Consider the following 12,941-nt stretch of genomic DNA (forward strand, 5'->3'; position numbering starts at 1 on the left):
TGGCTCTGCGTCCAAACCCTGGGACAGAGGGTGATCCGCAAGGCATCATCTACACATGGCGAGTGCGAGGGGGACCAGCGAGTCCAATACCGCTGCGTTTACGGCCGTCCTCTCGGAGGCCGGTTGCTCAAACGCGGCCCTGGCCCGCAAAGTCAACGAACTCGGTTCGCTTCAGGGGATCGTGACCCGCTACGACAAGGCGTCGGTGACGCGATGGCTGCAAGGGATGACGCCGAAGGGCCGCACCCCTGAGTTCATCGCCGCCGCGCTGGCAGGCTTCTTAGGTCGTCCCGTTGCCCCCGTTGACATCGGCTACGCAGAGCAGCCCCAGAAGCCGGTGGTTGCAAGGGCCTTGACGTACCGTGAAGACGTGGGTGAAACACTGCACACGCTCGCGGAGCTCGGCTCCACCGACGTCTCTCGGCGCAGCCTCCTCGGCGCGGTGCCATACATCGCGACTGCTCTCCTGGACCCGCAACGGCAATGGCTGCTGTGGCTACTGGAGGACGAACAGGCTCCCCGGCTCGCGGCAGTCGCGGGTAGTGGTCCCGTCGAGCAGGTCCAGGCGATGATCGAGATGTTCGACGAGATGGACAACCGCTTCGGCGGCGGCGGAGTCCGGGAAAGCATCGTGCACTACCTGAGCACCAAGCTCGTGCCCATGCTGCAGCAGCGCAACCTGCCCACTCACCAGCGTCGACTGCTGTACACCTCGGCCGCGAAGTTGGCGGCGATGGCTGGCTGGTGCTCGTACGACTCCGCAGACTACGGACTGGCCGAGCGCTACATGATCCAGGCGCTCAGATTGTGTGCCGAGGGCGGCGACCGAGTGCTCGGTGGTCAGATTCTGGCCGGCATGTCCCACCTCGCCACCAGCCTGGGGAATCCCACCGAAGGGGTTTCGCTGGCACGGGCGGGTATCGCGACCGCCAGGTCGGCGGGGAGTCCTCTCGGGCTCATGCGCCTGCACGCCATGGCGGCCCGCGGTTACGCGGTTCTCGGAGACTCCCGCCAGGCTACGGCCTCGCTGCACGCGGCCAGCGGACGACTGGAGATCAGCCGGGGACCGGCCGAGGAATCCCCCTGGGTCCGCTTTCTGGATCACCACTATCTGGAAGCCGAGGCCGCCCTGGTCCACCGCGACCTCGGCGAGGCGGCACAGGCCGAGCGACTCGCCATGGCGTCCGTCGAGGCGAACAGTGAACGTCGCCGTCGCCAGGCGATCAGCCGCTCGGTGCTCGCGACGGCGTTCCTCCAGCAGGGCCGGTTGGACGAGGCAGTCGGCACGGCGAGTACTTCTCTGGATCTGCTGGCTGGAGTTCACAGCGAGCGCAGTGTGCAGGCCCTGCGTGACTTCCGCGCGCGCCTCGCCCCGCATCGAGCCGAACCAGTCGTCCGCGACTTCGACCGGAAGGCGCGGCCGATACTCGGCACAGCGGCCTGATCGCTTCGCCTCAGTACCCTCCAGGCGTCGGCGCGTTCTGCCCCTTGTCGACGGGAAGGTTGACCCCAGTCACCCCTCGCGACTGATCCGAGAGCAGGAAGGCGATCACGTCCGCGACCTCCTCTGGCAGCACCAGCTCCCGCCCCGGGAACTCAGCGCGGAATCGGTCGAAGGCGGGCGGGTCGTCCTGGCGCATCCGGTCCCACCGCTTGCCAGGGATGAGCATCGACCCCGGCGAGACCGCATTCACGCGGATGCCTTCCGGACCCAGCTCCCTCGCGAGGGAGGACACCATGTGGATCTGGCCGGCCTTCGCGGCGCCGTACTGGGCCTGCGGTGATGGCTTCCACCCGGATACCGAGGCCACCACGACGATGGACCCCCCACCGGCCGTCCGCAGGTGAGGTGTACTCGTCGCCACTAGCCGGGCTACATGGCCGACGTTCATCTCCCATGTCGCCGACCAGTCCTGGGCCGTTGCCTCGGTGATTCCCTGACCACGTGCACCGCCCGCGCACGCAACAACGCCGTCGAGGCCGCCCAGTGCTGATGCGGCGTCCTCCACGAATTGCTCCAGAAGCTGCGGGACGGAGACATCGAGAGCGCGGGTGAACAGCGCGCCGGGGGAGTCGAGCGAGCTGCGGAGCGTCTCCAACGGCTCCGCCCTCCGGGCGCACGTCGCCACATGCGCTCCTTCCGTGAGGAGTAGGCGCACGACGCGCTCGCCCAGTCCTCTGGAGCCGCCCGTCACCACAATGCGGCGCCCTACGAATCGTCCCGCCATCGCTTGCTGTCCGCGGTCATGCCCTGCGCTCACCATTCGTACAACCCTCCGCCAACCGTGCCACCCCGTGTGGCCGTAGACATCCTCCCTGCACCCTTCTTAGCGGGACGACAGCGCGGTTCTCTTATGGACGTACCCGATCCGGAGGCAACCCGTGCAGTCGGCAATCAGCCGGCACCGGCCCTGCGGATCCGGAGACGACGTGAACCCGGGATGTCCCTCTGCCAGTGCTCAACCGCTGAAGCCGGGTCCAGCGGTACCCATCACAAAGCGAGCGAGAGCCAGCGAACGCACCCCGCGCTCCTCTCCCAACTCGGGAGGCACACCGTGTCCCAGGCACCACCCCCACGCAACTGTCTCACCTTGGCGGACACGCCCACCGCCGTCGGCCTGGCACGGCTGCACGCGGCCGATGTCCTCTCTTGCTGGGGCGTGCACCCTGACATCGTCGAGATGGTGCAACTCCTCGTGTCAGAGCTGACCACCAACGCTGTGCGGCACCCCAAGGAGGGCGAGGAGCAAGCCTCCTTGTTCTCTCGGCGGAACAAGGTGCAGACCTTCCAGATCGCCCTGGAGATCATCGGCGACGCCGTCAGGGTGTCGGTGTGGGACCGCGACACGAGGCCGCCGGTTCTGAAGGAGGTCGGAGTCGAGGCCACTGGTGGCCGGGGAGTGTTCATCGTCGCCGTCATGAGCCGGCGTTGGGGCCACTATCCGGCTGGCAGCCTGCCCGGCAAGGTGGTGTGGGCGGAGGTCGGGCTTGTCCCAGAGAGTCGAGCTGGTGACGACGGGAGGCCGACGCCCTCTCCTGGTCGGCCTCCGGTGAGCGGTCAGGGGAAGGCCGTACGAGTCAATCCGAACGTGATCGGCCGCGTTCTCGTCGGAGTCAGGGGCCTCTGAGGCGTGGACGGGACAGGGGAAATCAGACCGCTGCCTCGGGTCGCCAGGGAACTGTCGTCCTGGGAGCGTCGCCTGTTCGATGGCGTGCGGATGGTAGGTGCCGACGAGCAGGAAGAGATAGCCACGTCGCCTCGCCACCGCCCAGTCGCTATCCGAGGCCCGTCGAACGATGAGTCGCAGTGATCTGGCTCGGCTAAGCGGTAGTTCCAGTGCTCGGGTCGACGAGAAGCAGTGGCCCGCTGAGCACCACGAATCATCATCACCCACCAAAAGCGGCACCCTTGCCGTCGTCTACGGACCTCTCCCGTGGGTCCTGAGCCTGGCTCCGACGGCGAGGGTGCCTTTAGGAGAAGGACTTGACGATGTGCCAGCACAGGCCGGAGTGTCCCGGCGCGTGTTGCCCGGATGGCCAGGCCGCTCGCTCGATTGCAGGCTACCCGGAGCAAGGGTGGTCGTTGCTGTGCAACGGCATCGTCCTCTTCGAGGACACCGGACAGATCCTGCCGGACGGCAGGGTCATCGGCCCGCAGCGTCCCGCCGGCGCCGTCTCGGAGGTGACGAGGTGAGCCAGTTGCCTGTGCGGCCCACCACCATCCCGAACATCACCGCACAACGAGACAGGGGCAGTCCGATGGCGGACGCGGAGTTCTACGCGGTGATCGCCGTACACGGCTTCGTCCCCGAAACGCGCAGGTGCTCGGCCGGCTGCGACTACTGGCCCTGCGACACCCTCCAGCACGCCGCCCAGTCCGGCACCACGGCCCCGGCCAAAGCCCGGCCGAACAGCCCCTACCGAGAGAAGTAGACGACGTGTCGACCGACCAGCCCTTACCTCCGGCAGCCCCCGTGTCTTCGGTGAGGCCCCCGGTCAGCACCAACCGGGTCATGGCCTACCCCGACCGGCAGCCCGCGACGCTGTACCGCAACGCCTACGCCACCGGCGACGACCTGAAGCTGCTCCTGGGCCACGCGCCCGACCCCAGACCTGCCCCTGACCAGGCAGCGCGCCGCTAGGGCCGGACCGGAATCTGGGGAGTCCAGCCTGAGCGACCGGCACGGGAGCGGATCGCGCTGCCCCCCGTGCCACCCGCCACCCGCACCCCCGTGCCACCCGGGCCCCGCCCCGGTTGGGCACTCCAAGACCCGCGGCCCGGCCCAGCCAGGTACCCCCCAAACCGGGCCGGGCAGCGGCAGCACCAAGCTCCCCGCCTTCTGCCAGGAGAAGCGATGACCCATCCCCCCAGCATCACCACCCCGTACGACTGGTTCGCCTCGTCGGCCCGCCCCGCCTCTCGCCTGCCGGTCCGTCAGGTTGCGGAGGTGCCCCGCCTGCTGCCGCGCCGATCCCGGAGGGGCTCGGCCATCGCACGGGCCCAAGCCCTCCAGGCCGCCGTCGTGGTCCTCGCCGGCTGGCTCGCGTTCACGCCCGCCCGCGCCCCCCGCCTCCAGCCGCCGGTCTTCGCGGACCACGACCCCTTCTGGTCGCCGGACTTCGGCGACACCTTCCCTCCCGCGCGGCCAGCGTCATGACGGCCCGGGGCGCACGCTGGATGATCGACACCACCGCCGAGGGCATCGTCGTCATCATCCGCGACCGCACCGTCTTCCAGCTCCTGGCCTGGAACTTCTGGCTCGACGAGGACACCCGAGACTCGATCCGCCTCGTCGTCAGCGAACTGGTCACCAACGCCATCGTCCACGGCCGCAGCACCTACCGCGCTCCGATCATCGAGATAGGGATCATCGCCCGCCGCGGCGAGGTCTACATCGAAGTGTCGGACCCCAGCGACGAAATGCCCGTCGTCCGTCCCATCGACGACGAACGCGAGGGCGGGCGGGGCCTGCTCCTCGTCGAGTGCATGGCGCTGAAGTGGGGCGCCGAACGCCTGCCCCACGGCGGGAAGCGCGTCTGGACGCTGCTACGCATCCCCCCGCGCCCCAGCGCGCTGCGGCGCCACCGCCCCGACCGAGAAGCCCGCCAGCGGCACCGCGCGCAGCTCCAGGCCCAGCTCTACGCCAACTGGCCCCTGACGCCGATCGACAGCAGACCACTGGCGATGGCCACCTGAGCCGGGGAGTCCGGTGCGGCCCGCCTGGCCGTGACCCGTACCGGACACCCCACTTCCCCCGTACCGACAGCCAGTCGGCATCTGCCGACTCCGAATCCTCCGGAGAGCCGTGTGCCCCAGCCCACCCCGAACCCCGAGCAGACCCGCGAGCGCGCCCTGTTCCCCGCCGCCGCGAACGTGCTGATCCGCCGACCGGACGGCACCGTACTCCTCGTCCACCACCGGCGCTCGGGCCTGTGGGTCCTCCCCGGCGGCACGACCGAAGCCGGGGAGTCGCCCATGGCCTGCGCCTACCGCGAAGGGACCGAGGAACTCGGAGTGCCCATCGTGATGGGGGCGCTGCTCAGCGTTCACTGGCTGACGGCGAAGTCCGCCCTGTGGCCCGGTGCCCCCGACAACGCTTACCCCTGCCACCTCACGACCTTCGGCGCCACGGTCACCAGGGACAACGCCGAACGGATCACCGTGCCCGAGGACGAACTCCTCGGGCACGCCTGGTGGCAGCCGGGAGACGTAGCCCGGCCGGCCCTGATGGAGAGCGCGAACGCCGCCCACCTCCTGGCCGTCGTCGCCGCCCGGCAGGTCGTCTACCTCGAAGACGGAGTCGCTCTGTAGCGCCCGAGCCCACCACCGAACCGTCCTGTTCACCACGACCGCCCAAGGGAGCCAGAAGTGAGCACAGCGCCGGCCGTCGGCCGCACCAGGGCCATCCTGATGTCTGCCCCGCGGATCACCGCGATCCCCGTCCAGGAATGCGGGGAACGCCTGGTCGACCTGCGGCTTGAGAACTCCATCACCGTGGACCCGCGCAGGCAGGACCTGTCCGGCGCCTACGCGCACGTCCGCTCCAGCGTCGCGGGCCTGCTCCTCGCGGCCCAGGCTGCGCTCCCGTCGGGCACCCTGCTGCTGGTCATCGAGGGCTACCGGCCGCCCGGCCTCCAGGACCGGTACTTCCGCGAGTACGCCGACGCACTTCGCGCCCGCAACTCGCACTGGGACGACGAACAGCTCCACGCCGCGACCAGCCGCTTCGTCAGCCCGTCCGAGATCGAACCCCACACAGCTGGCGCTGCGGTCGACGTGACCCTGGTGACCGCCAACGGCCGCGAGCTGGACCTCGGAAGCCGGGTCGGAGCCACCCCCGAGGAGAGCGAGGGGGACTGCTTCACCCGCGCGGCCGACCTGACCGAGCGGGCCCGCACCAACCGGGCGCTGCTGTGCCGGGTCCTGGAGAGCGCGGGGCTGGTCAACAACGGCCTCCAGTGGTGGCAGTGGAGCTACGGAGACCCCTACTGGGCCATGGCCACCGACCGGCGCGCAGCGATCTACGGACCCACCCCGAGCCTTCACGACAGCACCGGTCAGCGGCGCTGACGGCCAGGACCGGACCGCTCACCGGACCTGTTCGCACCGACTTCCCCCGCACAACTACGAACGAGACGAGGACATGGTGGACCTTGACCTGCCGCGCATAAAGCCCCGCACCCAGCTGAAGGGCGAGGAGCGCGAGAAGTTCGTGGAACAGGTGATCAAGGCGTATGGCCACCCGGCCAGCATCCGCCAGATCTGCAAGGAGACCGGCCGCTCGTACGGAGCGATCTACCGCGTACTCGTGGACAACAACGTCACGCTGCGCCCGCGCGGCGGCAAGAACAACGTGAGGAGGAAGAGCTGATGGCCAGGGAATGGATCCCGCCGCAGCAGTTCGCCCGCCAGCTTCCGCCGGCCAACCTCTACAGCTGGCTGTACTTCACCAACGCCGAAGGCTGGCCGCTGGCGATGCTCGCCGCCCGCCAGGAGCTCGGCTGGCAGATGCCCGGCGGCCTGTACGACCACGCCGACCAGGAGCCCTTCGCGACCGCCGTCCGCGAGACCGGCGAGGAGACCGGCATCCGGTTCACCGGCGACCCCGTCTTTCTCGGCCTTCAGATCTCGCCGCCCGGTCGGGACAGCTGGCCGTACCTGAAGATCGGCGTGTGCTTCGACGGCGGCATCCTCACCCCCGACCAGGTCGACGCGATCCGGCTCGACCCCGACGAGCACTCCGAGTTCCGCGTCCTGCCCCTAGAGCACTGGGAGCAGCCCATGGGACCGGAGACGTACCAGCAGACCGTGCTGATGGACCAGGCGCGGCGGACCGGGGTGCCCTACTACCTCGGCCTGTGAGCTGCTTCCTCACCGGTTCCGCCACCCGGCCGGAGCGGACGTCAATTGAAAGGATCAGCATGTTCGTCGATCTGCCGCACGAGCTTGAGGGCGCACTGACCGCCCTCGCCGGCACCCTGCCCGCCTGGAGCATGGAGGGCACGTTCCTGTCCGCTTCCACGATTGAGCGCTACGGCGCCGAGCTGGCCTCGGCCCCGCTGTCCAAGGAGACGACCAGCAGCCTTCGCCACGCTCTCGGCGACGGATACGCGATCGTGCGCCTGGGGAAGATCGCCGAAGCGCTGGACACCGGCGACCAGTTCCTGCGGCTGGTGACGGCGATCCTCACCGAGGTGGCAACCCCGTTCCAGCCCATACAGCGGTTCTCGCTGTGGAAGCCGATCGGCACCAACCTCAAGAAGAACCCGGGCATGACCAGCGGTACCGGCTACAACGCCTTCCACATCGACCTGGTCAACGCCACCCGCCCGCCGGATTACACCGTGCTCCTCTGCGTCCGGCCCGACTCGCTCGGTGCTGGGGCGAGCATTCTGTCCGATGCCCACGCGGCCGTCTCGCGCCTGTCGCCCGCGAGCCGCGCCCTGCTGGCCGAGCCCGCGTACAGCTACGGGCGGTTCTTCGAGCTGTCCGACGTCGGGAAGGAGTACAGGCCGTTCCCGGTCCTGGACGGCGACCCCGAGGACCTCGACTGGGTCCGGTTCACCGCCAAGATGCTCAGCGAGCCCGGCGCGGATGAGGCGCACGCCCGCGCGGCCCAGGAACTCTCGGACGAGATGACCGCCGGGCAGGAGTCCGTCATGCTCCAGCGCGGTGACCTCTTGATCGTGAACCAGCACCGCTACGTTCACGGCCGTGAACCGCTCGCCGACGGCCAGGATAGAGTCCCCGAGCCGGAGCGCCGCCTGCTGCAGCAGCTCTTTCTGCGCAGCAGCGCCCAGCCCTAGATCCGGGACTTGCGCAGCGAGTGCCACGCTGCCCCGTACAGCGCCAGCGCGGACCGCGGTACCGACAGGTGCTCGTGCTTCCGGTACAGCCGCCAGTTGTGCTCCACCAACGCCAATTTGTTCGAGGATAGCGACCCCGCCCGCCCGGCCCTGTAGACCGCCAGCGGTTCTTCCAGGCCCCGGGCGGGGTGCCCCCCGCGCATGATCGACAGCCACAGCGCGTAGTCCTGCCGCTTGGGCATGTCCGGCATCAGCCGCGTGCCCAGCACGGTCCGGTCGTACATCGCGGTCAGCGCCCCGATGTGGTCCTGCACCAACATGTCGCGGTACGTCACGATCGCCCGCGCGGCGACCACCCGCCCGTTCGGCGTGAAGTCGGCGGCTTCACCCACGTAGTCGCCATCGACCCGGTAGTAGGAGGTGAACGTCAGTGGCGCGTCACCCTCGGCGGCGAACGCGAGCTGCCGCTCCACCTTGCCGGGTAGCCACATGTCGTCGCTGTCCAGGAACGCCACGTACTCGCCCCGCGCCCGTGCCAGGGCGAGGTTGCGGGCCCTGGCCGCGCCGCCCTGCTCGGGCGCCGCCTGCGGGCGCACCCGCTCGTCCTGGCGGGCCAGGTCGCGCAGCAGGTCCATGGAGCCGTCAGTGGACGCGTCGTCGGTGACCAGCAGCTCCACGTCAAAGTGGGTCTGCGCGAGCACGGAGCGTACCGACGCGCCGAGTGTCGCCGCCGAGTTGTGCACGGGCATCACGACAGAGACGAGCGGCACGGCTCTCCTCCCAGTAACGACGGAAACAGCACGGATTGTAATCGAGCACCCCTCGCACCCTAGGAGCCGTTCATGAAGGTCATCGTCGCCGGGCAGGGATACGTGGGGCTGCCGCTGGCCGTGCGCGCCGCCGAGGCAGGCCATCGCGTCGTCGGCTACGACGTGGACCTGCACCGTATCAAGCGGCTCACCGCCGCTGAGTCGTACGTGGAGGACGTGCCCTCCCGACAGCTCCTCGCGGTACTGGAATCCGGTGCCTACACCCCGACGGCCGACCCCGCCGCGCTGGCCGGCTTCGACATCGCGGTGATCACCGTCCCGACTCCGCTGCGCGACGGCGTGCCCGACCTGACCCACGTCGAGTCCTGCGCCCAGGTACTGGGCGGGCACCTGCGCCCCGGCGCGACGGTGGTCCTGGAGTCCACGTCCTACCCCGGCACCACCGAAGAGGTGCTGCTGCCGATCCTGGAGAAGGCTTCAGGGCTGACCGGCGGAGCGGAGTTCATGGCCGGCTTCAGTCCCGAGCGCATCGCCCCCGGGAACAAGAAATTCTCGTTCGACGCGACACCGAAACTGGTTTCCGGAATCGACGCGAAATCCCTGAACGCGGTCAAGGGGTTCTACGACACCCTATTTCAGACCACGGTGCCTGTGTCCGGGCCGAAGGTCGCCGAGATGGCCAAGCTGATCGAGAACGTCTTCCGGCTCGTCAACATCTCCCTGGTCAACGAGCTGGCGACGCTGGCCGCTCCCCTCGGCGTGAACGTCTGGGAGGCGATCGACGCCGCCGCGACGAAGCCCTTCGGGTTCACCCGGTTCACCCCCGGCCCGGGAGTCGGCGGCCACTGCCTGCCCGTTGACCCGGTGTTCCTGTCCTGGAAGGTCCAGCGCGACCTCGGCGTCCCGTTCCGGTTCGTAGAACTCGCCATCGACGTGAACCGCCGCATGCCCTTCTACGTCGTCCAGCGGGTCACCGACGCACTCGACAGGCGCCGCATACCCGTCGCGGGATCCCGGATCCTGCTGCTCGGCCTCACCTACAAGATCAACGCCACCGACCTGCGCGCGTCGCCCTCGGCGCGCGTCGCCCACCTGCTTGCCGGCCTCGGCGCCGAGGTCCGCGGCGCTGACCCGAACGTCCCCGAGGATCAGGCCGCCCAACTGAAGGTGCCCCTGGTGGACGCGAGCGCCGAAGAGATCGCCGCCGCCGATGCGGTGGTGCTCCTCATGGACCACGCCCGGTTCGACCTCCCGGCGATCGAGAGCCACGCTCGCTACGTCCTCGACTGCCGAAACCGCCTGTCGGGACCGAACGTCGAGACCCTCTAGCTCCTCGAAACCACCGACCCGATGCCCCCGGGAGTCCTCGTGCGCGACGAATGGGAAGACGCCCACACGGACTACACCATGCCCGTGCAGCACCGCGCTCCCGCGTCGCTGACCGACAGCGAGAGCGACTGGCGCCAGCACCTGGAGGCGACGCCCAACGGCTGGCTCCTACGGAACAACGCCATGACCGAAGCGCTGCTCAGCGGACAGCCGATGTACCTGCTGCACACCACCAGGGACATCAACGCCATCCGCGCCAGTGGGCAACTGCACGTCTCCACCGGATGCCTGGTCGGAGCCCTGTACTGCTCACCCCTCGCCGCCGAGCGCCAAGGGCTGCGCCCGCACAACCTCGGCGCCTACCTGATGAAGACCAAGCCCTTCGCCCGGCCCCTGGTCTTCGAGGTCGCCCCGGATGCCCCGATCCGGCCCAAGGGAATCGACTACCTGCATCTCGGTCCCATCCACCTGCGCACCTACCAGCGCTACCAGAGCTTCCTCACCCCGGTCGAGCACGACCAGCTCGTCCGCTCCGTGCTGGCCGGCCTGCGCGCCGCCGCCCCGTTCCTGGACGTCGCGCTGCGCAACGCCACCGGTCACGCCACCGCGGCACCCGACTTCATCGACCAGCTCTCCGCCGCCGTGCCTGCGGTCCCGTTCCTCGGCTACCTGTACTTCGAGGTCTTGTCCGAGTACCTGATGCTCCACTCCGTCACCCCCGAGACCAAGACCTACGCCCAGGCGGGAGAGCTGAACAACTGGCTCTACAAGAGACTCGCCTTCGCCGCCGTGGACACCATGGACCAACTGTTCGACCTGGCCCGCTTCACACCGCGCCACGACCGGCTCGTGCAGCTCATCGACGGCATAGAACCGGACCTCAGCCCGGGAGCCGCCGAGTACGTCCGGCGACGGCTGTCCCACCTGCTCGCCCGCACCGCACTGCACCCGTCCCAGGACGCGGCATCCGTTACCTTCCAGGGCGCCGACCTCGACACGATCCTGGAGGCCGCTCCCGGACTGATCGGCCAGATCGTCTTCCGCGAGATCCGGTACATGGCCCGCTACGCGCAGCTCTACCACTGCTTCGAGAAGGCCAAGGCACTGGAGGCATGGGCCTACTGGAACAGCGAGGGGATACCCACCCCCTTCAACGGAACCCTCCCCAAGGGAGAGATCGGAATTCACCCCGTCTACCCCCGAGCGCCTGTCCGCGTGTGGACGGCAGAACGGGACGGCAAGGGCTACCTGCACCCGACCGAGGAGGTCCAGGCGGTGTTCACGCCGCACCTGGCGACCTGGTGGGCACCTCCCCGTCAGCGCGAGGACGGAGTCTCCGCATGACCGCCAAGCACGTGAACATCCTGACCGGCATCAACCGCCCCGCCGCGCCCTCGTCCGGAAGCGCGATCCTCGTCAACGATCTCTACGGCGCGATACCCGAGTTCCACACGACCTTCCTGGGCAGGGCACCAGTCGACCAGACCTGGACGCACTCGTTCGACCAGCTGATCACCCTCACCACGGTCAAGCGCCCCCACGGACCGCACTACGACGCCTACGTCGACGCGTTGACGGACGAGGTCGCCGCGCTCATCGACAAGATCCGGCCGGCGGCCATCCACGCCCAGTATCTCGGCTTCGCCCTCAGCCTCGCGCTCACCCGGGCAGCGGGCACCATCCCCGTCACAGCCATCGCCCACGGCCCCGACGTGATCGTCGCCGAGCGCAGCCGGTGGGAGAACGAGACCCTGAACGAGGTCGCCGCCGCAAGCGCCGTGATCATCGTCCCGACCCACGCCCTCGCCGACCGCATCGACCGACTCACCGGCCGCCGCCTCACCGACCGCCTCAACGTCATCCCCTGGGGCATCCCGCTGGGCGACGTCCAGGTCTGCGACCACCCGCCCACCCGAACCGGACCACTGTCCCTGGTCCACGCCGGCCGCCTGGACGAGAACAAGGCCACGATCACCGGTGTCGAGGCCCTCGCCCTGACCGACCAGCCGCACCACCTGACCGTGATAGGCAACGGAATCCTGCGGCAGCACCTGGAGCGGCGGGCCGCCGAACTCGGACTGAGCGACCGCGTTCACTTCATCCCGTTCCTGCCGCGCGCCGAACTATGGCGCCGCCTGCCGGAATTCGACGCCTTCGTCTTCACGACCCGGGGCCTGGAGGCTTTCGGCCTCGTCGCCGTCGAGGCCCAGGCCCACCGACTTCCCGTGGTCTACTCCGACCTTCCTGGTGCGAGAGAAATCCTCGGAATCGGCGGCGTCCCCTACATCCCCGGCGACCCCCACTCGCTGGCCGCAGCTCTGGACGACCTGGGCCGCGACGTCCATCGGCACGACACCCTGGCCAAGGCGGCTTTCGACAACGCCCGCCGGTACGACATCGCGACCACCGGCCGCCGACTGCGCGAGCTGACGCTCCGGGGAAACAGCCCAGGGTCACCGCCCCGCTGGCACACCCTGCTGCTGAACCGGACAGCCGCCCGCCGTCCCCAGACACCGAACCGAAGGCCGTGACGAC

General features: G+C 69.1%; 17 protein-coding genes. 15 read left to right on the plus strand and 2 right to left on the minus strand.

Going from position 1 to position 12,941, the window contains the following annotated elements; genetic code table 11:
• Positions 1-55: 55 nt before the first annotated feature.
• Positions 56-1,444, plus strand: coding sequence for a hypothetical protein (locus tag GXW83_RS02095; RefSeq protein ID WP_182441164.1), 1,389 nt, complete (start codon positions 56-58; stop codon positions 1,442-1,444).
• 10 nt (positions 1,445-1,454) lie between these two features.
• Here GXW83_RS02095 and GXW83_RS02100 read toward each other — a convergent pair whose 3' ends face one another.
• Entirely contained in the window at positions 1,455-2,264 is an 810-nt protein-coding gene (locus tag GXW83_RS02100; protein ID WP_182441165.1) for an SDR family NAD(P)-dependent oxidoreductase, read from the minus strand.
• Positions 2,265-2,591: 327 nt separating this feature from the next.
• Between GXW83_RS02100 and GXW83_RS02105 the strand changes: the two genes are divergently transcribed.
• The 11 genes from GXW83_RS02105 to GXW83_RS02145 all read left to right on the plus strand — a co-directional run bounded on the left by GXW83_RS02105 (position 2,592) and on the right by GXW83_RS02145 (position 8,307).
• Positions 2,592-3,128 carry an ATP-binding protein gene (locus GXW83_RS02105; RefSeq protein WP_225446695.1) on the plus strand — a complete coding sequence of 179 codons (537 nt, stop codon included), beginning with the start codon at positions 2,592-2,594 and terminating at the stop codon, positions 3,126-3,128.
• A gap of 362 nt (positions 3,129-3,490) precedes the next feature.
• Positions 3,491-3,694: a DUF5999 family protein gene (locus tag GXW83_RS33680; protein WP_225447415.1), complete on the plus strand. Its 204-nt coding sequence runs from the start codon at positions 3,491-3,493 to the stop codon at positions 3,692-3,694.
• Entirely contained in the window at positions 3,691-3,933 is a 243-nt protein-coding gene (locus tag GXW83_RS02110) for a hypothetical protein (RefSeq protein ID WP_182441167.1), read from the plus strand. The genes GXW83_RS33680 and GXW83_RS02110 overlap by 4 nt, the downstream gene beginning before the upstream one ends.
• 80 nt (positions 3,934-4,013) lie before the next feature.
• Positions 4,014-4,142 (plus strand): hypothetical protein, encoded by a 129-nt coding sequence (locus GXW83_RS34740; protein ID WP_255431273.1) that lies wholly within the window; start codon positions 4,014-4,016, stop codon positions 4,140-4,142.
• A gap of 213 nt (positions 4,143-4,355) precedes the next feature.
• The gene (locus GXW83_RS02115) at positions 4,356-4,658 is read left to right on the plus strand and encodes a hypothetical protein (protein ID WP_182441168.1); all 303 of its coding nucleotides are present in this window, start codon (positions 4,356-4,358) and stop codon (positions 4,656-4,658) included.
• Between the two features lie 20 nt (positions 4,659-4,678).
• Complete coding sequence (locus GXW83_RS02120) at positions 4,679-5,197, plus strand: ATP-binding protein (protein ID WP_182441169.1); 519 nt, start codon at positions 4,679-4,681, stop codon at positions 5,195-5,197.
• 111 nt (positions 5,198-5,308) lie between these two features.
• Positions 5,309-5,812: an NUDIX domain-containing protein gene (locus GXW83_RS02125; protein ID WP_182441170.1), complete on the plus strand. Its 504-nt coding sequence runs from the start codon at positions 5,309-5,311 to the stop codon at positions 5,810-5,812.
• A gap of 57 nt (positions 5,813-5,869) precedes the next feature.
• The gene (locus GXW83_RS02130; RefSeq protein ID WP_370466536.1) at positions 5,870-6,571 is read left to right on the plus strand and encodes a M15 family metallopeptidase; all 702 of its coding nucleotides are present in this window, start codon (positions 5,870-5,872) and stop codon (positions 6,569-6,571) included.
• Positions 6,572-6,644: 73 nt separating this feature from the next.
• Positions 6,645-6,872 carry a helix-turn-helix domain-containing protein gene (locus GXW83_RS02135; protein WP_182441171.1) on the plus strand — a complete coding sequence of 76 codons (228 nt, stop codon included), beginning with the start codon at positions 6,645-6,647 and terminating at the stop codon, positions 6,870-6,872.
• Positions 6,872-7,363: an NUDIX domain-containing protein gene (locus GXW83_RS02140; RefSeq protein WP_182441172.1), complete on the plus strand. Its 492-nt coding sequence runs from the start codon at positions 6,872-6,874 to the stop codon at positions 7,361-7,363. The genes GXW83_RS02135 and GXW83_RS02140 overlap by 1 nt, the downstream gene beginning before the upstream one ends.
• A 59-nt stretch (positions 7,364-7,422) precedes the next feature.
• A complete protein-coding gene (locus tag GXW83_RS02145) occupies positions 7,423-8,307 on the plus strand; it encodes a TauD/TfdA family dioxygenase (RefSeq protein ID WP_182441173.1) in 885 nt (294 codons plus the stop codon).
• Here the strand turns inward: GXW83_RS02145 and GXW83_RS02150 are convergent.
• Positions 8,304-9,077: a glycosyltransferase family 2 protein gene (locus GXW83_RS02150; RefSeq protein ID WP_182441174.1), complete on the minus strand. Its 774-nt coding sequence runs from the start codon at positions 9,075-9,077 to the stop codon at positions 8,304-8,306. The two genes, GXW83_RS02145 and GXW83_RS02150, sit on opposite strands and share 4 nt — an antisense overlap.
• A gap of 72 nt (positions 9,078-9,149) precedes the next feature.
• Here GXW83_RS02150 and GXW83_RS02155 point away from each other — a divergent pair, with 72 nt between their 5' ends.
• Genes GXW83_RS02155 through GXW83_RS02165 form a run of 3 tightly spaced genes read left to right on the plus strand, consistent with a single transcriptional unit; the run spans position 9,150 to position 12,937 of the window.
• On the plus strand, positions 9,150-10,406 hold the full coding sequence (locus GXW83_RS02155; protein ID WP_182441175.1) for a nucleotide sugar dehydrogenase: 1,257 nt from the start codon (positions 9,150-9,152) through the stop codon (positions 10,404-10,406).
• A gap of 39 nt (positions 10,407-10,445) precedes the next feature.
• On the plus strand, positions 10,446-11,750 hold the full coding sequence (locus GXW83_RS02160; protein ID WP_182441176.1) for a hypothetical protein: 1,305 nt from the start codon (positions 10,446-10,448) through the stop codon (positions 11,748-11,750).
• Complete coding sequence (locus GXW83_RS02165; RefSeq protein ID WP_182441177.1) at positions 11,747-12,937, plus strand: glycosyltransferase family 4 protein; 1,191 nt, start codon at positions 11,747-11,749, stop codon at positions 12,935-12,937. The genes GXW83_RS02160 and GXW83_RS02165 overlap by 4 nt, the downstream gene beginning before the upstream one ends.
• Positions 12,938-12,941 lie beyond the last annotated feature (4 nt).

It is taken from the genome of Streptacidiphilus sp. PB12-B1b, assembly GCF_014084125.1.
Taxonomy (GTDB): Bacteria; Actinomycetota; Actinomycetes; order Streptomycetales; family Streptomycetaceae; genus Streptacidiphilus.